Origin of the sequence: Bacillus sp. S2(2024), from assembly GCF_050474045.1 — a bacterium.
GTDB lineage: Bacteria > Bacillota > Bacilli > Bacillales > Bacillaceae_G > Bacillus_A > Bacillus_A yunxiaonensis.
In genome coordinates this window covers 3167653-3188990 of sequence record NZ_JBFLUS010000003.1, presented here as the reverse complement: position 1 = coordinate 3188990, position 21338 = coordinate 3167653, and the positions used below count along the sequence as shown (strand labels likewise).

Sequence of the window (21338 nt, the reverse complement as noted above, 5' to 3'; positions counted from 1 at the left end):
GGAGAGAGAAGCGAAGAAGATAGGTGGGGGCTTACTGCTGGCATGCGCTTGATTGATTTAACTAATCCTCAACGGGAAAATCGTTCGTTGAGGAAAGTTTCATTTTATCTTCGAAATCGAGCTTGTACTTTATTTCGCTTTCGATCACGATATAAAACGAAGCCGCCAAAAATATAAAAACCAATCGCAAAACAGAGTGCTCCAATTAAAAATTGCAACCATAATGTAGGGATTGGAGAGAAAAGAATGCCGAAAACGGTATCTCTCATCAGTTTAATGCCTACTACAGCTAGTAAAATAGGGATAACTGCTAAAAGAAGAGCGAGGTAACGCTGCATGCAGAAAACTCCTTTTCAGACAATTTAGTATATATAAAATGATGTTATAATTTGTATTCATTTGTCAAGGGGTTTTGTAAGAAGTAAGATAGAAGTGTGAAAAATTTTGCAGACTTGCTGCGGAAGGAGTGATGACATATGAGACAAAGAGCATTAATTATTGGAGCAGGTGCTGGAGGCAGTGCGATTCTAAGTCTGTTGCAAAAATCGAATATATTTGAAGTGGTTGCAATTGTGGATATTAATGAAAACGCAAAAGGTATACAACTTGCAAAGGGTCTTTATATTTCTACAGGGAGTGACTGGGAAGCCTTTATACGAGAGGATATTGATGTCATTTTTGATATGACAGGTGATTACAGTGTGTATGAAAAGGTTTTGGTGAAGAAAAAAGAAGATGTACTGCTTGTCCCGGGGGATGTTGCGAATATTGTTGTTAAGCTTGCACATGAAAAAGAAATGTTGATTGGGCAGTTAAAAGAACAAACGCAGCAGCGTGATCTGATTTTAAATTCAACGCACGACGGTATGATTGTTGTTAATAAAGATGGGAATGTACTGTTATTCAATAAAAGTGCGGAAAGAATGATAGGGTATAAAAGTGAAGATGTTGTTAATAAATACATATTAGAAGTAATTCCAACAAGTAAGTTGCTTCGTATTATTCGTACGAAGCAAATTGAGATTAATCAAGAATTAACATTACACAATGGAAAGAAAATTATTTCAACGCGCATTCCGATATTAAATGAAGTTGGAGAAGTGCAAGGGGCGTTTGCGGTTTTCAAAGATATTACCGAAATTGTAAATTTAGCTGAAGAAGTAACGGATTTAAAAGAAATTCAAATGTTGTTAGAAGCGATTATCCATTCTTCTGAAGAAGCGATTTCCGTTGTTGATGAACAAGGGCGAGGGCTTGTTATTAATCCAGCCTATACAAAATTAACGGGCCTTTCTGAAGAAGATATTATTGGTAAACCAGCGACAACGGATATTGTAGAAGGGGAAAGTATGCATATGAAGGTGCTTCGGACGCGCAGAGCGGTGCGTGGTATTCATATGAAGATTGGTCAAAAAAAGAGAGATGTTATTGTAAACGTAGCTCCGGTTATTGTTGATGGGATTTTAAAGGGAAGTGTTGGTGTCATCCGTGATGTATCCGAAATTCAAAAGTTAACAAATGAACTAAATAGGGCGAGACAAATTATTCGTACGTTGGAGGCAAAATATTCATTCGATGATATTGTTGGAACGTCTGAAGGGATTGTAGCGGCAATTGAACAAGCGAAACTAGGAGCGAATACACCAGCGACGGTACTCCTGCGCGGAGAGTCAGGAACTGGAAAGGAATTATTTGCACACGCCATTCATAATGGCAGCAATCGGAAGTACAATAAGTTTGTTCGGGTAAATTGCGCGGCAATTTCCGAATCGTTATTAGAAAGTGAACTATTTGGTTACGAAGAAGGGGCATTCTCCGGTGCGCGCCGCGGAGGGAAGCGAGGTTTTTTTGAGGAAGCAAATAATGGAAGTATTTTCTTAGATGAAATAGGCGAATTGTCTGCGAATACACAGGCGAAATTACTCCGTGTTTTGCAAGAGAAAGAAATCGTGAGGGTGGGAGGTACAAAGCCGATTCCTATTAATGTTCGAGTCATTGCCGCAACGCATGTAAATCTAGAAAAAGCAATTTTGGATGGTAATTTTCGGGAAGATTTATATTATCGTTTAAATAAAATTCCCATCTATATTCCATCACTCGGCCAGCGCAAAGGGGATATTGCTGAAATTGCTGATCGGTTGATTCAAAAAATTAATCAAGATTATGGGCGTAATGTTGAAGGGCTAACGGAATCGGCCGTACAGTATTTGCAGTCGTATGATTGGCCTGGAAATGTTCGTGAGCTTGAAAACATTTTAGGACGAGCAATTATTTTTATGAATTATAATGAAATGTATATTGATGTACATCATTTACCTCCGTTACATCCAGAGGATCAATCTGAACTGAAGGGGAGTAATTTACTTCCTGAATTAGAAGAAAAGCCTCTTGAGGATTTAGTAGCTGAATTTGAAGGGAATATTATACATGAGTATTTATCTAGATTTGATGGGAATAAAACAAAAACAGCTCAAGCATTAGGGGTTTCAGTTCGGAATTTGTATTACAAGCTAGAAAAATACGAACGTGCAAAAAATAGCATGCAATAAATTTCATACCGTGCAATAAATTGCACGGTAAATATAATGCGACAGAATTAGACAGAATTTTTTATTTAGTTACAAAATGTTGATTTTTCTACGTTTTGAAGGCGTTTTCAAAAATATTTAAAAGGAATTTAAAAGTTGGCACGATATTTGCTTTAATATATAAGCGAGGGACGACGAGGAAGGGTTGATTACAAAATATGAAGTTACAAACTTTAATTGATCAGGCAGCGGAGCAGCCGAAAAAAACAGTTGCTGTTGCAGTAGCTGAAGATCATGAAGTAATTGAAGCAGTTGCAAAGGCTGTTCAATTACAGTTAGCTCAATTTCGTCTATATGGAAATCAAGAAATAATTATGAATATGTTACAGGAACATGGATTACAGCCTTCAGAACATATTGAAGTGATTTCCGCTACATCGGATGCAGAAGCTGCTGAATTAGCAGTAAAAGCTGTAAGAGGCGGAGAAGCGGATGTACTTATGAAGGGCAACATTCCAACAGCTAACATTTTGAAAGCGGTATTGAATAAAGAGTGGGGTCTTCGTAAAGGCAGTGTGCTATCACACGTTGCAGCTTTTGAAGTACCAAATTATGATCGCTTTATCCTCATAACAGATGCAGCGATGAATATCGCTCCAGATGTACAGCAAAAAGCGGCGATTGCACAAAATGCAGTTGAAGTTGCCCGAGCAATAGGAGTAGAGGTACCGAAAGTAGCTCCAATTGCTGCTGTAGAAGTTGTAAATCCAGCAATGCAAGCAACAATTGATGCAGCGATGTTAACGCAAATGAATCGTCGAGGACAAATTAAAAATTGTATCATTGATGGACCACTTGCTTTAGATATTGCTGTTTCACAAATTGCAGCAGAGCATAAAGGAATTCAAAGTGATGTAGCTGGTAAAGCAGATATTTTACTCGTCCCAACAATTGAAGCTGGAAATGTATTATATAAATCGCTTGTATACTTTGCAAATGCAAAAGTAGGAGCGATTATCGCCGGAGCAAAAGCACCGATTGTGTTAACATCTCGCGCAGATTCAGCAGAAACAAAAGTGTATTCATTAGCATTGGCAGTTGCGACTGCTTCTAAATAAACTTTCTTGCAGTACATGTTTTATTTTCATTAATGATTAAGGAAATGAGTCCAATATAACGGGCTAAAATTGAAAATGGTAAACATATCGAGGGGGAAATTACAATGACATTAGAAATTTTCAAATACTTAGAAACTTACGATTACGAGCAAGTAGTATTCTGTCAAGATAAAGAATCAGGATTAAAAGCAATTATTGCAATTCATGATACAACTCTTGGACCAGCTCTTGGCGGAACAAGAATGTGGACATACGATTCTGAAGAAGCTGCAATTGAAGATGCTCTTCGTCTTGCAAAAGGAATGACATATAAAAACGCAGCAGCTGGTTTAAACTTAGGCGGTGCAAAAACAGTTATTATCGGTGATCCACGTAAAGATAAGAGCGAAGCAATGTTCCGTGCATTAGGTCGTTACATTCAAGGGTTAAATGGCCGCTACATTACAGCAGAAGATGTTGGTACAACTGTAGATGATATGGATATTATTCATGAAGAAACAGATTTCGTAACAGGTATTTCACCTTCATTCGGTTCTTCTGGTAACCCATCTCCAGTAACTGCTTACGGCGTATACGTTGGTATGAAAGCAGCTGCAAAAGAAGCGTTCGGTACAGATAGCTTAGAAGGTAAAGTAATTGCTGTTCAAGGTGTAGGAAATGTAGCTTATCACTTATGTAAACACCTACATGCAGAAGGTGCAAAATTAATTGTTACAGATATTAATAAAGAAGCGGTACAACGTGCTGTAGAAGAATTTGGTGCAACTGCTGTTGAACCAAACGAAATTTACGGTGTAGAATGTGATATCTATGCACCATGTGCATTAGGAGCAACAGTAAATGATGAAACAATTCCACAATTAAAAGCGAAAGTAATTGCTGGTTCTGCAAATAACCAATTAAAAGAAGATCGTCATGGTGATATCGTTCATGAAATGGGTATCGTATATGCACCAGACTATGTAATTAACGCAGGTGGCGTAATTAACGTAGCGGATGAGTTATATGGATACAATAGAGAGCGTGCATTAAAACGCGTAGAAGCAATTTATGACACAATTGCAAAAGTAATCGAAATTTCAAAACGTGATGGCGTGCCAACATATGTAGCGGCAGATCGTCTTGCTGAAGAGCGCATCGCAAGCTTAAAAAATACACGCAGCACATTTTTAAGTAACGGCCATAACATTTTAAGCCGTCGCTAATTAATAGAAAAAGTAAATGTGAAAGCAGTGGCGGCTTCATTTAGAAGTTGCTGCTGTCTTTCTAAATAAATGGTGGAGGGAGCAGCCTTGTCCGTGAATCGAATTCTTGTCATTAATCCTGGTAGTACATCTACGAAGATTGGTGTTTTTGATAACGAAAGACCTGTTTTAGAAGAAACAATTCGTCATGACGAAGAACAGATTGGGAAATATAAGCGTATTATTGATCAATATGAATTTCGTAAGCAAACTATTTTAGAGGTGCTTCATTCTCATGGTATTAATATTTCTAAGTTAAATGCTGTATGTGGGCGTGGAGGATTACTTCGTCCGATTGAAGGTGGTACGTATACAGTAAACGAAGCTATGCTAGAAGATTTAAAAAATGGTTATAGTGGTCATCATGCTTCCAATTTGGGAGGTATTTTAGCATATGAAATCGCTTCTGGACTTAACATTCCAGCGTTTATTGTTGATCCAGTAGTTGTAGATGAAATGGATGATATTGCCCGTATTAGCGGAATAGCTGGCATGGAGCGAAGAAGTATTTTTCATGCACTAAACCAAAAAGCAGTAGCTCGTAAAATTGCGAAAGAACTTGATCGTAAATATGAAGATTTAAACTTACTAATTGCACATATGGGCGGCGGTATTTCAGTTGGTGCTCATAAAAAAGGAAAAGTTATTGATGTAAATAACGGTTTAAATGGAGAAGGGCCATTCAGTCCAGAACGTGCAGGAACAGTTCCGGTAGGTCAGCTTGTAGAAATGTGCTTCTCTGGTGACTATTACCGTGACGAAATGATGAAAAAAATCGTTGGACAAGGAGGCTTAGTAAGCTTACTTGGTACAAATGATGCAATTAAAGTAGAAAAGATGGTAGAACAAGGTGATCCAGAAGCAACACTTGTTTATACGGCAATGGCATATCAAATTGCAAAAGAAATCGGCGCGGCAAGTGCAGTTCTTCATGGCAAAGTAGATGCAATTGTTTTAACTGGTGGACTTGCATATAGTAAAATTCTTGTTGATGAAATTAAAGAGCGTGTTCATTGGATTGCCGATGTCATTGTACATCCAGGAGAAGATGAACTACAAGCATTAGCAGAAGGTGCGCTTCGTGTACTTCGTGAAGAAGAAGCTGCAAAAGAGTATGTTGTAAGGGAAAAAGAAACCGTAGCTAGGGGTTGAGAAATATGGCAAAAGAGTACGATTTAGTTATTGTTGGCGGCGGTACAGGCGGATATGTTGCTGCTATTCGTGCATCACAATTAGGACTAAAAACAGCGCTTGTTGAAAAGGAGAACCTAGGTGGTACTTGCTTACACAAAGGTTGTATTCCAAGTAAAGCGTTGCTTCGCAGTGCTGAAGTTTTTGCAACTGCGAAAAAAGGTGAAGAATTCGGTGTTGTAACGAGCAATGTAGAATTAAATTTTGCAAAAGTACAAGAACGTAAAGAAAAAATTGTTAGCCAGCTTCATAAAGGTGTTCAGCATTTAATGAAGCAAGGGAAAATCGATGTGTATGAAGGAATTGGTCGTATTCTTGGCCCATCTATTTTCTCACCGATGCCAGGAACGATTTCTGTTGAATTAGCGAGCGGAGAAGAGAATGAAATGCTTATTCCGAAAAATGTAATCGTTGCAACAGGATCACGTCCAAATTCTTTACCAGGACTTGAACTTGATGGTGAATATGTTATGTCATCTGATCATGCGCTAAAAATGGAAGCGCTTCCTGAATCTGTCATTATTGTTGGCGGCGGTGTAATCGGTATTGAGTGGGCATCTATGCTTGCTGATTTCGGTGTGGAAGTAACTGTACTTGAATATGCAAAACATGTTCTTCCACTTGAAGATCAAGACGTTTCTAAAGAAATGCAACGTTTGCTTAAGAAAAAAGGCATTAAAATTGTAACTGGTGCAAAAGTATTACCAGAAACTTTAGTAAAAGACAATGGTGTTACGATTCAAGCGGAACTTAACGGTGAAAATAAAGAATTTAAAGCTGAAAAAATGCTTGTATCTGTTGGAAGACAAGCAAACACACAAAATATCGGCTTAGAAAATACAGATATCGTTGTTGAAAAAGGTTATATTCAAACGAATGAATATTATCAAACGAAAGAATCGCACATTTATGCGATTGGCGATGTAATTGGTGGCTTGCAACTTGCGCACGTTGCTTCTCATGAAGGAATTGTAGCAGTTGAACATATTGCTGGAAAAGAGCCGATGCCAATTGATTACTCTATGGTATCTAAGTGTGTATATAGTAGCCCAGAGGTTGCTTCTGTCGGTTTAACAGAGCAAGAAGCAAAAGAAAAAGGCTACAAATTAAAAGTAGGTAAATTTTCATTCCGTGCAATCGGAAAAGCGCTTGTGTACGGAGAGTCTGATGGTTTTGTAAAACTTGTTGTTGATAAAGAAACAAATGATATTCTTGGTGTTCACATGATTGGACCACACGTAACTGATATGATCTCAGAAGCAGGTCTTGCAAGAGTATTAGATGCAACGCCTTGGGAAGTTGCACATACAATTCATCCGCATCCATCATTATCAGAAGCAATTGGCGAAGCTGCATTAGCAGTTGATGGAAAAGCGTTACACGGGTAAAAGCGAACCAGTGGGAATGGATAGTGTATCGTTCTTGCTTTATAATAGAGCGTGGTAAAAAGGATTTAGGAGGGTGTTAAAATGGCTGAAGTAAAAGCAAAGCGCCATGAAGAGCTTGGCTTAAGCGATGAGCAAGTATTAGAAATGTATCGCACGATGTTACTCGCACGTAAAATTGACGAGCGTATGTGGTTATTAAACCGTGCAGGGAAAATTCCTTTTGTAATTTCTTGTCAAGGGCAAGAAGCTGCACAAGTAGGCGCAGCATTTGCACTTGATCGCGAAAAGGACTACGCATTACCATATTACCGTGATATGGGTGTCGTGTTAGCATTTGGTATGACGGCAAAAGAGCTTATGCTATCTGGATTTGCAAAAGCAGAAGATCCAAACTCTGGCGGACGTCAAATGCCTGGACACTTTGGACAAAAGAAAAATCGCATCGTAACAGGTTCTTCACCAGTTACAACGCAAGTACCGCACGCAGTAGGTATTGCATTAGCAGGACAGATGGAAGGAAAAGATTTAGTAACGTTTGTTACATTTGGAGAAGGTTCTTCTAACCAAGGTGACTTCCATGAAGGTGCAAACTTTGCAGGAGTACACAAATTACCAGTTATTTTCATGTGTGAGAATAACAAATATGCAATCTCTATCCCAGTTGAAAAACAATTAGCTTGTAAAAATGTATCTGATCGTGCAATCGGTTATGGTATGCCAGGATACACAGTAGACGGAAATGACCCGCTTGAAGTATATAAAGCTGTAAAAGAAGCGGCAGATCGTGGCCGCCGTGGTGAAGGTCCAACATTAATTGAAACGGTATCTTATCGTTTAACAGCACACTCTAGTGATGATGATGATCGTGTGTATCGTGATAGAGAAGAAGTAGAAGAAGCAAAGAAAAAAGATCCAATCTATACATTTGCAAACTACTTAAAAGAAGTAGGCATTTTAACAGAGGAATCTGAAAAACAAATGTTAGATGACGTGATGCATATCGTAAACGAAGCAACAGAATATGCAGAAAATGCTCCGTATGCGGATCCAGAATCTGCATTAAAGCACGTATACGCGGAATAAGGGGGAACGTTTCATGGCTGTAATGTCTTATATTGACGCGATTACATTAGCGATGCGCGAGGAAATGGAACGCGATGAGAAAGTATTTGTATTAGGAGAAGACGTTGGTAAAAAAGGTGGCGTATTTAAAGCGACAACTGGATTATATGATCAATTTGGTGAAATGCGCGCGCTTGATACACCACTTGCAGAATCGGCAATTGCTGGGGTAGCAATCGGTGCAGCGATGTATGGAATGCGCCCAATTGCAGAAATGCAATTTGCTGACTTCATTATGCCAGCGGTAAACCAAATTGTTTCCGAAGCAGCAAAAATTCGTTACCGTTCTAACAATGACTGGACTTGTCCAATCACGATCCGCGCACCATTTGGCGGCGGTGTTCACGGTGCATTGTATCATTCTCAATCTGTAGAAGCACTTTTTGCAAATCAACCTGGTTTAAAAATTGTTATTCCTTCTACACCGTATGATGCAAAAGGTTTATTAAAAGCAGCAATTCGTGATGAAGATCCAGTATTATTCTTTGAACATAAACGTGCATACCGCTTAATTAAAGGTGAAGTGCCGGAAGATGATTATGTATTACCAATCGGAAAAGCAGACGTAAAACGTGAGGGTGACGATATTACTGTTATCACATACGGATTATGTGTTCATTTTGCTCTTCAAGCTGCTGAAAAATTAGCACAAGATGGCATTTCTGCTCACATTCTTGATTTACGTACTGTATATCCGTTAGATAAGGAAGCAATTATTGAAGCAGCTTCAAAAACAGGTAAAGTTCTTCTTGTAACGGAAGATAATAAAGAAGGAAGCATTATGAGTGAAGTAGCAGCAATTATCGCAGAAAATTGCTTATTCGACCTTGATGCACCAATTGCTCGTCTTGCAGGTCCAGACGTTCCAGCAATGCCATATGCACCAACAATGGAAAAATTCTTTATGGTAAATCCAGATAAAGTTGAAAAAGCAATGCGCGAACTTGCGGAATTTTAATCGGGGGGACTATACATGGCTGTAGAAAAAATTACGATGCCTCAGCTTGGGGAGAGTGTAACGGAAGGTACAATTAGTAAATGGCTTGTTTCTGTTGGTGATCATGTAAATAAATATGATCCGCTTGCAGAAGTAATGACAGATAAAGTAAACGCAGAAGTACCATCTTCTTTCACTGGGGTTGTTACTGAGTTAATCGCTGGCGAAGGTGAAACATTAGCTGTCGGTGAAGTGATTTGTATGATTCAAGTTGAAGGTGCGGATGAAGTAGCTGCAACAGCTGTAGAAGAAAAAACAGAAGAGGCGCCAAAAGCAGAGACAGCTGCATCAGCACCAGTAGCGCCAAAAGCGAAGCAACCAACTGATGGTAAGCCGCGCTTTTCACCAGCTGTATTAAAACTTGCAGGTGAACATAATATTGATTTAGATGCAGTAGAGGGTACGGGAACAAATGGCCGTATTACGCGTAAAGATATTTTAAAATTAGTGGAATCTGGAAATATTCCACAAGCAGGTGCGAAGAAAGAAGCAGCAGCTGCACCAATTACACAAGAAGCACCAAAGGCTGCGGCTACACCAGCAGCTCCAAAAACAGAAGCGGCAAAACCAGTATCTGTACCAACAATGCCTGGAGATATTGAAATCCCAGTGACTGGTGTGCGTAAAGCGATTGCTGCAAACATGCTGCGCAGTAAGCATGAAGCACCGCATGCTTGGATGATGATTGAAGTGGATGTAACAGACCTTGTTTCATACCGTAATTCAATTAAAGGCGAATTTAAAAAGCGTGAAGGCTTCAACTTAACATTTTTTGCATTCTTTGTAAAAGCTGTTGCACAAGCGTTAAAAGAATATCCACAAATTAATTCTATGTGGGCTGGCGATAAAATTGTTCAGAAGAAAGATATCAACCTTTCTATCGCAGTTGCAACTGACGATGAACTATTCGTTCCAGTTATTAAGCATGCTGATGAGAAAACAATTAAAGGTATCGCTCGTGAAATTACTGAGCTTGCAACGAAAGTACGTACGAAGTCATTGAAAGCTGACGAAATGCAAGGTGGAACATTTACAATTAATAATACAGGATCATTCGGTTCTGTTCAGTCTATGGGTATTATTAATTATCCACAGGCGGCAATTTTACAAGTGGAATCTATCGTGAAACGTCCAGTAATTATGGATAACGGTATGTTCGGTGCACGTGATATGGTTAACTTATGTCTATCTCTTGACCATCGCGTACTGGATGGATTCATTTGTGGTAAGTTCTTAGGCCGTGTGAAAGAAATTCTTGAAAATACGTCTGCAGATAATACTTCTGTATATTAATAAAAAAGGCTCGCGCTTGCGAGCCTTTTTTATATGCTATGATTTGCTGTAAAAGGAATTTTTTTCTTCTATCCAATTTCTTTCTTTCAATGTTAATCTTACAATGAACGTTTATGTATTATAAATTTTCTACAATACATTGCCAATATCTCATATATAGAGCTAAAATAAATAACGGTTGTTTTTTTATTTGTTTGGCCCTACAGAATAAAAGTATTCCTATTTTGATAGATAAAGAGTACAAGCATGAAAGTTTCATTTTATGTGTGACGTTGATTCAGGAGGATATCATGAAGGCTATTGCAGAATTTCAGAAAAGTTTGGATAAGAAATTGCTTTTCATCTTAGGTATTTTATGTGTAACAAGTTTAGTTGCTATATACAGTAGTCAACAAACAGGACAGTATGGAACAACAAATTTCGCGTTGCAACAAGGAATTAATTATATAATAGGAACTGTATTACTATTACTTGTTGCAAGTATGGATACGGATCAAATTCAAAAGTTAGCTTGGCCTTTTTACATTGTTGGGTTTGCTTCTATTGTAATACTTCGTATATTACCAGTATCAAAATTTACACCGGAAATTTTAGGTGCAAAAAGATGGTTTAGATTCCCAATTTTAGGGTCGATACAACCTTCTGAATTTTTTAAGATTGCCTTAGTTGTTTTAGTTGCAAGTTTAGCAGTAAAGCATAATGAAAAATATATGGTAAGAACATTTAAAACTGACTTATTGCTTGTAGGGAAAATTGTATTAGTAGCAATTCCGCCATCGCTTTTTGTGTATCAGCAACCTGATACGGGGATGGTTTTCTTATATGGTTCAGCAATTGTTTGTATTATTTTTATGTCAGGTATTCAGAGGAAGCTGCTTGCACTATTGACAGTTGTTCCAAGTGTAATAATAGGTACATTAATATATATTTACTTTGAATATCCAAGTATTCTTTTTAATAAGTTAATTCCTTTGCTAAAACCACATCAACAGTCACGAATCTTAGGTTGGTTGGCACCTTTTGACTATACAGATCAAGGATATCAAACACAACAATCAATTTTAGCAGTTGGTAGTGGTGGTATGGAAGGGAAAGGAATTGGGCATGGAAGTGTCTATATTCCAGAAAAACATACAGACTTTATTTTTGCTACTATTGCTGAAGATGGAGGATTTATTTTTGCAGCTTTCATTGTATTTATATTTCTTCTTCTTATTTATCGAATAACCATAGTGGGATTTGCAGCAGATAACCTATTTGGTACATTAGTATGTGCGGGAGCAATTGGTATTTTAGCACTGCAGATTTTTCAAAACATTGGAATGATTGTTGGATTAATGCCAGTAAAAGGAATATCTCTTCCGTTTTTATCATATGGAGGAAGCTCCTTGTTCTCTAATATGATGCTAGTGGGACTCATATTAGCAGTAAGAAAGACATACAAAAAGTATATGTTTTCTGTTAGCTAAAGAATATATAGATTAAAAAACTGATCCGTTTGTATGCGGATCAGTTTTTTTACATAGGTATCCTCAATAAACATAAACTAAAGAGAATGTAGTAGGTTATTCAGTTTTTGTAATAATGTTTACTTGAGGAGTGCGATTTATGCATATACATATTTTTGAAGGGGCACGTTACCTTTCAAATGGAGAGTGGATGTTGCGTGCCATATTGGCATATATGTTTTTGATTATTGTTGCAAAGGCAATGGGACAGCGCTCTATTGCTCAGCTTCGTTTTTTAGATCTTGTGCTAGTGCTATTATTAGGCGGAAATATATCGAACGCATTATCTGATGAAAGAGTAGGCCTTCTCGGTTCTCTGATTACAACATTTGTTCTCGTAGTACTTCATATAGTAAGTTCTATTTTGACATTAAAGGTGGATTGGTGGAGACGCTTTTTAGAACCTGCTCCTATTATTCTTATACATAATGGTTCCGTTCAATTTAATAATTTAAAGAAAGCACGGATTACAGTAGAATATTTGTTTTCTGAGCTGAGATTGCAGGGGATTACGGATATTCAAACGGTAAAGTTAGCTTTATGGGAAGCGAGTGGAGTCGTTTCAGTATTTCAATATGCAGCACATGAAACAATTTCTCGAAAAGATATGAAAATATACGTAGAACAATCACCTATTACATTTGTCTTGGTAAAGAATGGGAGTATCCAAAAAGATGTTCTTGCTTTAATAGAAAAAACAGAAGAGTGGGTAAAAGACGAGTTAAAGCAAAGAGGACCTATTCAATTGATTGAATTAGCGACGGTAGATGAAAAGGGACAAATAAATATTTTGCTTAAAAAGTAAAAAAATTACGCATTTTTCCATTTTATACATATGATACAATGGTGTGGACAAGGAAATAAAAAAGAAAGGTTTGTTGGAATGGGATATGTGGAGGAGTTACGGAAAATAGTTGGTCATCGCCCTTTAATTTTAGTCGGTTCAGTTGTTCTCGTATTGAATAAAGACGGGGAAGTATTATTACAACAAAGACAAGAACCGTATGGGAAATGGGGACTTCTTGGGGGATTAATGGAGCTGGGGGAATCACCAGAAGAAACTGCATACCGTGAGGTGTATGAAGAAGCTGGCATTCGTGTGAAGAATTTGCAGCTCATTAATGTGTTTTCAGGTGCAAAACATTTTGTGAAACTAGCAAATGGTGACGAATTCCAAGCAGTAACGACTGCATATTATACGCATGATTATGAAGGGGAACCTATTGCAAACAAAAAAGAAGCAATACAATTAAAGTTTTTTCCGGTTACAGAATTACCAGAGTATATTGTAGGATCGCATAAAAGAATGATTGAAGTATATGTAGAAATGATACAAAATAAGTAAAAATGTAATATAATGGAGAGAGAAATGTGAAAACACAGTTCCGGTTGGTAGTCCGGACGCATAATTTCTATGTCAGTAACCTTCCCCTCCGGGATGTCCAGCATTTCTGAATAAGTTTGTAAAGGAGGGGCTGTCAATGAAATTGACAGTATATCATGACGGTCAGTATTTTGTAGGAATGATTGAAAGAGAAGAAAATGGAAAGTTGTATGCAGTACGGCACATTTTTGGTACTGAACCGTCTGATGAAGAAGTGCTTTTGTTTGTAAATGATACGTTGTTACCGTATTTTGATCGTTTTGCTAAATGTGGAGTAGAGATTAAACAGCAAAAACGTCCGAAAAATGTAAAGCGCATGATTCGGCAAGCCGCAAGAGAATTAAAAACTTCAAAATTTACGAAAGCACAAGAAGCGATTCAGTTATCGTATGAAGTGCATAAACAAGAGAAGCAAGTGCAATCGAAAGAAATGCGAGAAGTAGAAAAACGGAAAAAACGTGCGTTAAAAGTGCAGAAAGCGAAACAGAAGCATCGTGGTCACTAAGAAAAACGTCTTAGAGCAAGGTCTCTAAGACGTTTTTCTTAGTAAATGATAACTACACAAAGCAAGTAAGTTTACTTGTATTTTAGAAAGGGTTATTGGTAAGATACAGATAGAGATATGTAAGGAGGGAAAACTTTGATTAATTTCAACTTTTTTATGAATGATGTTGTCCGTCAAGCACGCGAAGAAATCGTGGCAGCTGGTTATACAGAATTAACAACTCCAGAAGCTGTAGATGAAGCGCTGCAAAAGAAAGGTACAACACTTGTAATGGTAAACTCTGTATGCGGCTGTGCAGGGGGAATTGCCCGTCCAGCAGCAGCGCATTCTGTTCATTATGATAAACGCCCAGATAATCTTGTTACTGTATTTGCAGGCCAAGATAAAGAAGCAACAGCACGTGCTCGTGAATATTTTGAAGGATATCCACCGTCATCTCCGTCGTTTGCATTATTAAAAGACGGTAAGATTGTGACAATGGTTGAGCGTCATGAAATTGAAGGTCATGAACCAATGCAAGTTATTGCTAAATTACAATCGTACTTTGAAGAACATTGTGATGAAATGTAATATACGTTTTTAGAACCGTTAAGAATGAAATCTTAACGGTTCTTTTTTATACATAAAATCAGTTGTTTATGCATAAAATTATGCAGTTTATATACTGGTAATGATATGTAGGGAGAATAAAATTAATTTATTTTTATTTTATTTATTGCATAAAAATAAATTAATTGCTACAATACATTCAACGAATAAAAATTCTATAAAAATATTAAATATACAACTTTTAGGAGGAGAAGTAATGAAGAAATTTTTATCAATTTCACTTGCACTTATATTAATCGTAAGTATATTCGGAGCTTGTAGTAAGCGTGAAGAAGCAGGAAGTACTAATAAAAATAAAGTTTTAGTAATGGGAACTTCTGCAGATTATAAACCATTTGAATATGTCGATGCGAAAAAGAGTGACGACATTATCGGTTTCGATATTGATGTTATGAACTATATCAGTAAAGAATTAGGCTATAAAGTTAAAATCAAAGACATGGATTTTAGCGGATTGTTAGCATCATTAGAAGCTGGAAAAGTTGACTTTGTAATGGCTGGGATGACACCGACAGCAGAACGTAAGAAAAATGCTGATTTTACGGACATTTATTTTACTTCTAAAAACTTGATTATTTCTAAAGCAGGTTCAAATATTAAAACATTGCAAGATTTGCAAGGTAAAAAAGTAGGAGTACAAACAGGATCAATTCAAGAAGAAAAGGCAAAGAATTTACAAAAACAAGTATCGTTCCAATTTGAAGGACGTGACCGTATACCAGAACTAATTCAAGAAATTCAAGCAGGCCGTTTTGATGCAATTATTTTAGAAGATACAGTAGCAAAAGGGTATTTAGAAAAAAATAAAGAGTTAAAGAGTGTAGAAATTCCGGAAGCTGCGGATGAAGCTGGTTCAGCAATTGCGCTTCCGAAAAATAGTGATAAGACAGCGGAGTTTAATAAGGTGATTAAGAAAATGAAAGAAAATGGAGAAATGGATAAATTAGTGAAGAAATGGTTTGGCGGCGAGAAATAAGCCGCCTTTCCATCTTCTGGAGAGGGCTGACTTAGGATGAACTTGGATTTTTCGCAAATTACGCCATCAATACCGTATATATTAAAGGGATTAGAAGTAACGTTAAAAATTGTTTTTGTAGCTTCTTTGCTTGGTTTTGCGCTAGGTACGCTTTTGGCGCTTTGTAAAATTGCTAGAGTTAAAGTTTTAGGTATTATTGCTGATTTCTATACATCTATTTTCCGTGGTACACCGCTTGTACTACAATTAATGCTTATTTATTATGGTCTCCCTCAACTTACAGGATATGATATTTCGGCATTTTTAGCAGCAGTTTTAGCATTTAGTTTAAACTCAGGTGCGTATATGTCGGAAGTTATTCGCGCCGGAATTCAGGCGGTTGATAAAGGACAAACAGAAGCAGCGATGGCACTCGGTGTTCCATATGGAAAAATGATGCGAAATATTATTTTACCGCAAGCATTAAAGAACATTTTACCAGCATTAGTAAATGAATTTGTTACATTAACGAAAGAGTCAGCAGTTGTTACTGTGATAGGCGCAACAGATTTAATGCGCCGCGCATATATTGTTGGCGGAGAGACATTGTCATATTTTGAACCACTTTTATTTGTCGGTATGATTTATTACATTCTCGTTATTATTCTTACATTCATTGGAAAAGCGGTTGAAGGGAGAATGAAGAAAAGTGATTAAAATTAAAAACCTTCATAAATCATTTGGAAATAACGAAGTATTAAAAGATATTACAACAACAATTGGACAGGGCGAAGTAGTAGCGATTATTGGGCCGTCTGGTTCAGGGAAATCAACGTTTTTACGTTGCATGAATTTATTAGAAGTACCATCGAACGGACAAATTTGGATTGGCAATCAAGAGGTAACAAATACGAATACAGATATTATGGAAGTTCGTCAGCATGTTGGGATGGTATTTCAGCATTTTCACTTATTCCCTCATATGACAGTGTTAGAAAATATTACGTATGCTCCTCTTACAGTAAAAGGTATCTCAAAGGATGAGGCAGTAAAAAAGGCTGAAGAATTATTAGAAAGAGTGGGATTACTTGAGAAAAAGGATGCATATCCAAATCGCCTTTCTGGTGGACAAAAACAGCGTGTTGCAATTGCAAGAGCATTAGCAATGGAACCGGACGCTATGCTTTTTGATGAACCGACTTCAGCACTAGACCCAGAGATGGTAAAAGAAGTACTAGAAGTTATGAAATCTCTTGCAACGACAGGAATGACGATGGCGATTGTAACACACGAAATGGGCTTTGCCAAAGAAGTGGCCGATCGTGTGCTCTTTTTAGACGGGGGAAAACTTGTCGAAGATGCGAAGCCAGAGCAGTTTTTTACAGCACCGGAAAGCAAGCGTGCCCAAGAATTTTTGCAAAAAATGTTGTAATATGTAAAAGTTGCGTGAATAATAATGGAAAAAGGATGACATTGCGTCATCCTTTTCTTTATCCCGCATTAACGGGCAGTAAGTCCCCACCTCAAAATTCAGAGAGAAGCAAGGAAGATAGGTGGGTGATAACTGCCCGTAAAAGCCCGATTGGTTCAACTAACCATCAGTGGGGGATGAAAAAATCCCCCACTGATGGAAGTTTCACTGTATACTTATTTTAAAAGTAGTTCGTACATAATAGGAGCGTTAATATGTTTAAAATTGGATATCGAACAGTGAAAACAGCAGCTGGAACTGCCTTGGCTGTGTGGATTGCTCAATTCTTTCATTTGGAGTTTTATAGCACAGCCGGCATTCTTGTTATTTTATGTGTACAAAATACAAAAAGAAAATCATTAGAAGTATCTATTCATCGCTTTTTAGCTTGTTTACTTTCTATGGTGTTTGCATTTTTTATTTTTGAATCGATAGGGTATACACCGCTAGCACTTGGACTTTTATTACTTCTGTTTATTCCAACTGCAGTTATGCTGAAGATTCAAGAGGGGATTGTTACAAGCTCTGTTATTGTTATGCATTTATTTTCATTGCAAAAAATTACGTGGTTAATTGTTGGAAATGAGATTGCAATTTTAACAGTTGGAATTAGTGTTGCTTTGTTAATTAACTTGTATATGCCAAGCGTTGAAAGTGAATTAAAAGAGTATCAACAAAAGGTAGAATCTAATTTTAAGACGATTCTTTTTGAAATGGCTGCATATTTAAGAAATCGTGATAGTGTGTGGAATGGAAAAGAGTTAATTGAAACGGAAGAATTACTTGAAAAGGCAAAAGATTTGTCTTTCAAAAAGTTAGAAAATCAATTTATGCGTGAAGATGATTACTACTATCGTTATTTTCAAATGCGCCAGCAGCAGTATGAAATTTTAGAAAGAATCATGCCATTAGCCGCTTCGTTATCTTGGTCATATGAACAAGCGGGTATGGTGGCGGATGTAATTGAAAATATTGGGACTGCAATTAGCCCAGAAAGTACGGGGGTTATTTCATTAAGGCAACTGCAGGAGATGCGAGAAATCTTTCGGGAAATGCCGCTTCCAAAAACGCGAGAAGAATTTGAAACACGTGCTAAGCTCTTTCAACTCGTCTATGAAATAGAGCAATATTTACTCATTAAAAGCCGATTTAAAGGGAAATATAATATCAAAGAATTAATATAAGAAGGAAGGAATGAGATATGCCATATCTTCTTTCATTCATATTATTTATTTCCCTATCGCCGCTTTGGCCGCTTGGTGAAAATCCACGTGTTGGTGATCCGCTTATTATCGTCAATAAACAAACGAACCAACTTGCATATATTCATGATGGAAAGATACAAAATACATTTCCAGTTGGAACAGGTAAAACGAATGATTTGACGCCAGAGGGTACATTTGATGTTGTGATGAAAGTAAAAAATCCATATTATATTGCAAAGAATATTCCAGGTGGTTCACCGGAAAATCCACTCGGTTCTAGATGGATTGGGTTTAATGCCCGAGGTACGGATGGCAGTAAATATGGAATACACGGAACGAATCAGCCAAGCTCGATTGGCAAATATGTTTCGCAAGGGTGTATTCGCATGTATAAAAAAGATGTAGAGTATTTATACGATCAGGTTCCAATTGGAACAAAAGTATGGATTGTTAAATCAAAAAAATCATTTGAGCAGCTTGCAAAAGAAAAAGGCGCGATTGCTTACGAAAAAGGCCAGCAGTATATGTTGGCTTTTTATTGTATTGAATCTTGTCTTGATACGTGTACATATAGAATGCGTTTATGAAGATAAATTGAAGTTTCCTTTCTTGAGGGAGGTTTATCCCGCTATTCGCGAGCAGTAAGACCCCTACTGATGGAAGTTTCACTTTATTGTTCGTTAATGGGAGCTTAAATAAAGGTTTGGTGAAAAGGGGTTGCTGTTATGTATATAAATCAGAGCTTACCATACATTCAATTTTTGGTAGCATTTCTTTCTGTTATTGCTTTTATATTGGCTATTTTTAATATCTTTCCGTTCACTATAGCTATCTTTTTTATTTCTCTTCTCAATTTTACTTTTGCAATAGCCGCTTTTTATCAGAAACATTACAGCAGCTTTGTACTAGCACTCGCGATGGGACTTGCGTTTAGTATCGCTGGTATTGTGATTATTATAAAATAACAAGGACAAAGCAGTCCTTGTTTACCAAAACATACTTATCCCAGTAAGCAATGTTGTTATAAGCATTGTAATTAACATAACATAAACCATAATTTTTTGAGTTTTTTTATTCATATTGATCCTCCTTACGAATCTCTTCTATTTATCCCGTTATTCGCGGGCAGTAAGACCCCCAACTCAAGATTTAGAGAAAAGCGAAGAAGATAAGTGGGGGATAACTGCTGGCATGCGCCCGATTGGTGAGAGCTTTCCATCAGTGGGGGGATGAAAACCCCCACTGATAGAAGTTTCACTTTATTGTAACGAGAAATAAAAAAGGAGACAAGGGATTTACTAAGACAAAATTGAAAGTAGTAAGGTTATTGTGATTATAAAATAATGTGAAAAACATCTTGTACCATCTCTTTCGAAAATTTTACGAAATTCTGCTATAATAGTCATTGTTACATACATAATGCAGGAGGCGCATTCTCATGATTAATCAAGAACGTTTAGTGAATGAATTTATGGAACTTGTGCAAGTAGACTCTGAAACAAAATACGAAGCTGAAATTTGCAAAGTATTAAAAGAAAAATTCTCTTCTTTAGGCGTTGAAGTATTTGAAGACGATACAATGGGTGAGACTGGTCACGGTGCTGGTAACTTAGTTTGTACATTACCAGCAACAAAAGAAGGCGTAGATACAATTTACTTTACTTCTCATATGGATACAGTTGTTCCTGGTAAAGGAATTAAGCCGTCTATTCAAGACGGTTATATCGTATCAGACGGTACAACGATTTTAGGTGCTGATGATAAAGCTGGACTTGCATCAATGTTTGAAGCAATTCGCGTGTTAAAAGAGAAAAATATTGCACACGGAAAAATCGAATTTATCATTACAGTTGGTGAAGAATCTGGTCTTGTAGGTGCAAAAGCATTAGACCGTGAACGTATTACAGCGAAATATGGTTATGCATTAGACAGCGATGGAAAGGTTGGAGAAATCGTTGTTGCAGCGCCAACACAAGCAAAAGTAAATGCAATTATTCGCGGTAAAACAGCTCATGCAGGTGTAGCACCAGAAAAAGGTGTATCTGCAATTACAATTGCAGCAAAATCTATTGCAAAAATGCCACTTGGCCGCATTGATTCTGAAACAACTGCAAATATCGGTCGTTTTGAAGGCGGTACACAAACAAATATCGTTTGTGACTATGTAGAAATTTTTGCTGAAGCACGTTCCTTAGTAGACGAAAAAATGCAAGAGCAAGTTCGCAAAATGAAAGAAGCATTTGAATCTACAGCTAAAGAAATGGGCGGACAAGCGGAAGTAGAAGTAAAAGTAATGTACCCAGGATTCAAATTTGCTGATGGTGATCATGTTGTAGAAGTTGCAAAACGTGCTGCTGAAAAAATCGGTCGTACACCATCTCTTCATCAAAGCGGTGGCGGCAGCGATGCAAACGTAATTGCTGGACATGGTATTCCAACAGTAAACTTAGCAATTGGTTATGAAGAAATTCATACAACAAACGAAAAAATTCCTGTTGAAGAATTAGTAAAAACAGCAGAAATGGTTGTTGCGATTATTGAAGAAGTAGCGAAGTAATGTGGAAATAGAGGTTAGCATAAAAGCTAGCCTCTTTTTATTTTGATTCCAACGCCTTCACGAGGCGAATAAACCAATACAGAAAAATCCATGGGAGGATGTATAAAGTTGAAAATGGTAATAGAGACGAAAGAAGCACTTGAGCATCGATACCTATGACTGGAAGTAGTAAATAGATGATCAACAAGCAGAAAACAGATAGTGAAATTAGATAAAGGGGTTTTACACGTGTAGTCATGTTTTCTCCTTAACCTCCTTGAAAT

Annotated in this window: 23 protein-coding genes; 20 read left to right on the top strand and 3 right to left on the bottom strand. The window is 37.2% G+C overall.

Annotated elements, in window-relative coordinates; genetic code table 11:
* Positions 1-104 precede the first annotated feature (104 nt).
* Positions 105-338: a DUF2627 domain-containing protein gene (locus AB1284_RS16090; RefSeq protein WP_429753932.1), complete on the bottom strand. Its 234-nt coding sequence runs from the start codon at positions 336-338 to the stop codon at positions 105-107.
* A gap of 138 nt (positions 339-476) precedes the next feature.
* On the opposite strand from AB1284_RS16090, the gene AB1284_RS16085 reads away from it, so the two are divergent.
* The 19 genes from AB1284_RS16085 (at position 477) to AB1284_RS15995 (ending at position 19483) form a co-directional block, all read left to right on the top strand.
* Positions 477-2549 carry a sigma 54-interacting transcriptional regulator gene (locus AB1284_RS16085; RefSeq protein ID WP_429753933.1) on the top strand — a complete coding sequence of 691 codons (2073 nt, stop codon included), beginning with the start codon at positions 477-479 and terminating at the stop codon, positions 2547-2549.
* A 197-nt stretch (positions 2550-2746) separates the two neighbouring features.
* Entirely contained in the window at positions 2747-3646 is a 900-nt protein-coding gene (gene yqiS / locus AB1284_RS16080) for a phosphate butyryltransferase (protein ID WP_429753934.1), read from the top strand.
* 104 nt (positions 3647-3750) lie between these two features.
* On the top strand, positions 3751-4851 hold the full coding sequence (locus AB1284_RS16075) for a leucine dehydrogenase (protein WP_377880645.1): 1101 nt from the start codon (positions 3751-3753) through the stop codon (positions 4849-4851).
* Positions 4852-4938: 87 nt separating this feature from the next.
* Positions 4939-6042 (top strand): butyrate kinase, encoded by a 1104-nt coding sequence (gene buk / locus AB1284_RS16070; RefSeq protein ID WP_429753935.1) that lies wholly within the window; start codon positions 4939-4941, stop codon positions 6040-6042.
* A gap of 5 nt (positions 6043-6047) precedes the next feature.
* A complete protein-coding gene (lpdA, locus tag AB1284_RS16065; protein WP_429753936.1) occupies positions 6048-7469 on the top strand; it encodes a dihydrolipoyl dehydrogenase in 1422 nt (473 codons plus the stop codon).
* An 81-nt stretch (positions 7470-7550) separates the two neighbouring features.
* Positions 7551-8552, top strand: coding sequence for a 3-methyl-2-oxobutanoate dehydrogenase subunit alpha (gene bfmBAA / locus AB1284_RS16060; RefSeq protein ID WP_098310600.1), 1002 nt, complete (start codon positions 7551-7553; stop codon positions 8550-8552).
* A gap of 13 nt (positions 8553-8565) precedes the next feature.
* Positions 8566-9549: a 3-methyl-2-oxobutanoate dehydrogenase subunit beta gene (gene bfmBAB / locus AB1284_RS16055; RefSeq protein ID WP_098310601.1), complete on the top strand. Its 984-nt coding sequence runs from the start codon at positions 8566-8568 to the stop codon at positions 9547-9549.
* Between the two features lie 15 nt (positions 9550-9564).
* A complete protein-coding gene (locus AB1284_RS16050; protein WP_429753937.1) occupies positions 9565-10881 on the top strand; it encodes a dihydrolipoamide acetyltransferase family protein in 1317 nt (438 codons plus the stop codon).
* Between the two features lie 290 nt (positions 10882-11171).
* Positions 11172-12350, top strand: coding sequence for an FtsW/RodA/SpoVE family cell cycle protein (locus tag AB1284_RS16045; RefSeq protein ID WP_429753938.1), 1179 nt, complete (start codon positions 11172-11174; stop codon positions 12348-12350).
* A 139-nt stretch (positions 12351-12489) separates the two neighbouring features.
* A complete protein-coding gene (locus tag AB1284_RS16040; RefSeq protein ID WP_429753939.1) occupies positions 12490-13194 on the top strand; it encodes a DUF421 domain-containing protein in 705 nt (234 codons plus the stop codon).
* Between the two features lie 78 nt (positions 13195-13272).
* A complete protein-coding gene (locus AB1284_RS16035) occupies positions 13273-13734 on the top strand; it encodes an NUDIX hydrolase (protein ID WP_429753940.1) in 462 nt (153 codons plus the stop codon).
* A 136-nt stretch (positions 13735-13870) separates the two neighbouring features.
* Positions 13871-14278, top strand: coding sequence for a YjdF family protein (locus AB1284_RS16030; RefSeq protein ID WP_429753941.1), 408 nt, complete (start codon positions 13871-13873; stop codon positions 14276-14278).
* Between the two features lie 156 nt (positions 14279-14434).
* On the top strand, positions 14435-14848 hold the full coding sequence (locus tag AB1284_RS16025; RefSeq protein WP_429754442.1) for a BrxA/BrxB family bacilliredoxin: 414 nt from the start codon (positions 14435-14437) through the stop codon (positions 14846-14848).
* Between the two features lie 235 nt (positions 14849-15083).
* On the top strand, positions 15084-15863 hold the full coding sequence (locus tag AB1284_RS16020) for a transporter substrate-binding domain-containing protein (protein WP_429753942.1): 780 nt from the start codon (positions 15084-15086) through the stop codon (positions 15861-15863).
* Between the two features lie 36 nt (positions 15864-15899).
* Entirely contained in the window at positions 15900-16559 is a 660-nt protein-coding gene (locus AB1284_RS16015) for an amino acid ABC transporter permease (RefSeq protein WP_429753943.1), read from the top strand.
* Positions 16552-17274 (top strand): amino acid ABC transporter ATP-binding protein, encoded by a 723-nt coding sequence (locus AB1284_RS16010; protein ID WP_429753944.1) that lies wholly within the window; start codon positions 16552-16554, stop codon positions 17272-17274. Before AB1284_RS16015 ends, AB1284_RS16010 begins: the two co-directional genes overlap by 8 nt.
* A 254-nt stretch (positions 17275-17528) precedes the next feature.
* Positions 17529-18497, top strand: coding sequence for an aromatic acid exporter family protein (locus AB1284_RS16005; RefSeq protein ID WP_429753945.1), 969 nt, complete (start codon positions 17529-17531; stop codon positions 18495-18497).
* Positions 18498-18514: 17 nt separating this feature from the next.
* Positions 18515-19105: a L,D-transpeptidase gene (locus AB1284_RS16000; protein WP_429753946.1), complete on the top strand. Its 591-nt coding sequence runs from the start codon at positions 18515-18517 to the stop codon at positions 19103-19105.
* 138 nt (positions 19106-19243) lie between these two features.
* Positions 19244-19483 carry a DUF3894 domain-containing protein gene (locus AB1284_RS15995; RefSeq protein WP_429753947.1) on the top strand — a complete coding sequence of 80 codons (240 nt, stop codon included), beginning with the start codon at positions 19244-19246 and terminating at the stop codon, positions 19481-19483.
* 21 nt (positions 19484-19504) lie between these two features.
* On the opposite strand, the gene prli42 is transcribed toward AB1284_RS15995, so the two are convergent.
* Positions 19505-19597: a stressosome-associated protein Prli42 gene (gene prli42 / locus AB1284_RS15990; protein WP_336481567.1), complete on the bottom strand. Its 93-nt coding sequence runs from the start codon at positions 19595-19597 to the stop codon at positions 19505-19507.
* A 359-nt stretch (positions 19598-19956) separates the two neighbouring features.
* On the opposite strand from prli42, the gene AB1284_RS15985 reads away from it, so the two are divergent.
* Positions 19957-21075, top strand: a complete 1119-nt coding sequence (locus tag AB1284_RS15985) for a tripeptidase T (RefSeq protein ID WP_429753948.1) — start codon at positions 19957-19959, stop codon at positions 21073-21075.
* A 37-nt stretch (positions 21076-21112) separates the two neighbouring features.
* On the opposite strand, the gene AB1284_RS15980 is transcribed toward AB1284_RS15985, so the two are convergent.
* Positions 21113-21313, bottom strand: coding sequence for a hypothetical protein (locus tag AB1284_RS15980; protein WP_429753949.1), 201 nt, complete (start codon positions 21311-21313; stop codon positions 21113-21115).
* Between the last annotated feature and the right edge of the window lie 25 nt (positions 21314-21338).

Coding starts and splice junctions, on each gene's coding strand:
- AB1284_RS16085 (WP_429753933.1), top strand. CDS start 477: ATGAGACAAAGAGCATTAATTATTGGAGCAGGTGCTGGAGGCAGTGCG.
- bfmBAB (WP_098310601.1), top strand. CDS start 8,566: ATGGCTGTAATGTCTTATATTGACGCGATTACATTAGCGATGCGCGAG.
- AB1284_RS15995 (WP_429753947.1), top strand. CDS start 19,244: ATGTATATAAATCAGAGCTTACCATACATTCAATTTTTGGTAGCATTT.
- AB1284_RS16020 (WP_429753942.1), top strand. CDS start 15,084: ATGAAGAAATTTTTATCAATTTCACTTGCACTTATATTAATCGTAAGT.
- AB1284_RS15980 (WP_429753949.1), bottom strand. CDS start 21,313: ATGACTACACGTGTAAAACCCCTTTATCTAATTTCACTATCTGTTTTC.
- AB1284_RS15985 (WP_429753948.1), top strand. CDS start 19,957: ATGATTAATCAAGAACGTTTAGTGAATGAATTTATGGAACTTGTGCAA.
- AB1284_RS16035 (WP_429753940.1), top strand. CDS start 13,273: ATGGGATATGTGGAGGAGTTACGGAAAATAGTTGGTCATCGCCCTTTA.
- yqiS (WP_429753934.1), top strand. CDS start 2,747: ATGAAGTTACAAACTTTAATTGATCAGGCAGCGGAGCAGCCGAAAAAA.
- AB1284_RS16090 (WP_429753932.1), bottom strand. CDS start 338: ATGCAGCGTTACCTCGCTCTTCTTTTAGCAGTTATCCCTATTTTACTA.
- AB1284_RS16005 (WP_429753945.1), top strand. CDS start 17,529: ATGTTTAAAATTGGATATCGAACAGTGAAAACAGCAGCTGGAACTGCC.
- lpdA (WP_429753936.1), top strand. CDS start 6,048: ATGGCAAAAGAGTACGATTTAGTTATTGTTGGCGGCGGTACAGGCGGA.
- AB1284_RS16050 (WP_429753937.1), top strand. CDS start 9,565: ATGGCTGTAGAAAAAATTACGATGCCTCAGCTTGGGGAGAGTGTAACG.
- prli42 (WP_336481567.1), bottom strand. CDS start 19,597: ATGAATAAAAAAACTCAAAAAATTATGGTTTATGTTATGTTAATTACA.
- AB1284_RS16040 (WP_429753939.1), top strand. CDS start 12,490: ATGCATATACATATTTTTGAAGGGGCACGTTACCTTTCAAATGGAGAG.
- AB1284_RS16015 (WP_429753943.1), top strand. CDS start 15,900: ATGAACTTGGATTTTTCGCAAATTACGCCATCAATACCGTATATATTA.
- AB1284_RS16000 (WP_429753946.1), top strand. CDS start 18,515: ATGCCATATCTTCTTTCATTCATATTATTTATTTCCCTATCGCCGCTT.
- bfmBAA (WP_098310600.1), top strand. CDS start 7,551: ATGGCTGAAGTAAAAGCAAAGCGCCATGAAGAGCTTGGCTTAAGCGAT.
- AB1284_RS16030 (WP_429753941.1), top strand. CDS start 13,871: ATGAAATTGACAGTATATCATGACGGTCAGTATTTTGTAGGAATGATT.
- AB1284_RS16045 (WP_429753938.1), top strand. CDS start 11,172: ATGAAGGCTATTGCAGAATTTCAGAAAAGTTTGGATAAGAAATTGCTT.
- AB1284_RS16075 (WP_377880645.1), top strand. CDS start 3,751: ATGACATTAGAAATTTTCAAATACTTAGAAACTTACGATTACGAGCAA.
- AB1284_RS16025 (WP_429754442.1), top strand. CDS start 14,435: ATGAATGATGTTGTCCGTCAAGCACGCGAAGAAATCGTGGCAGCTGGT.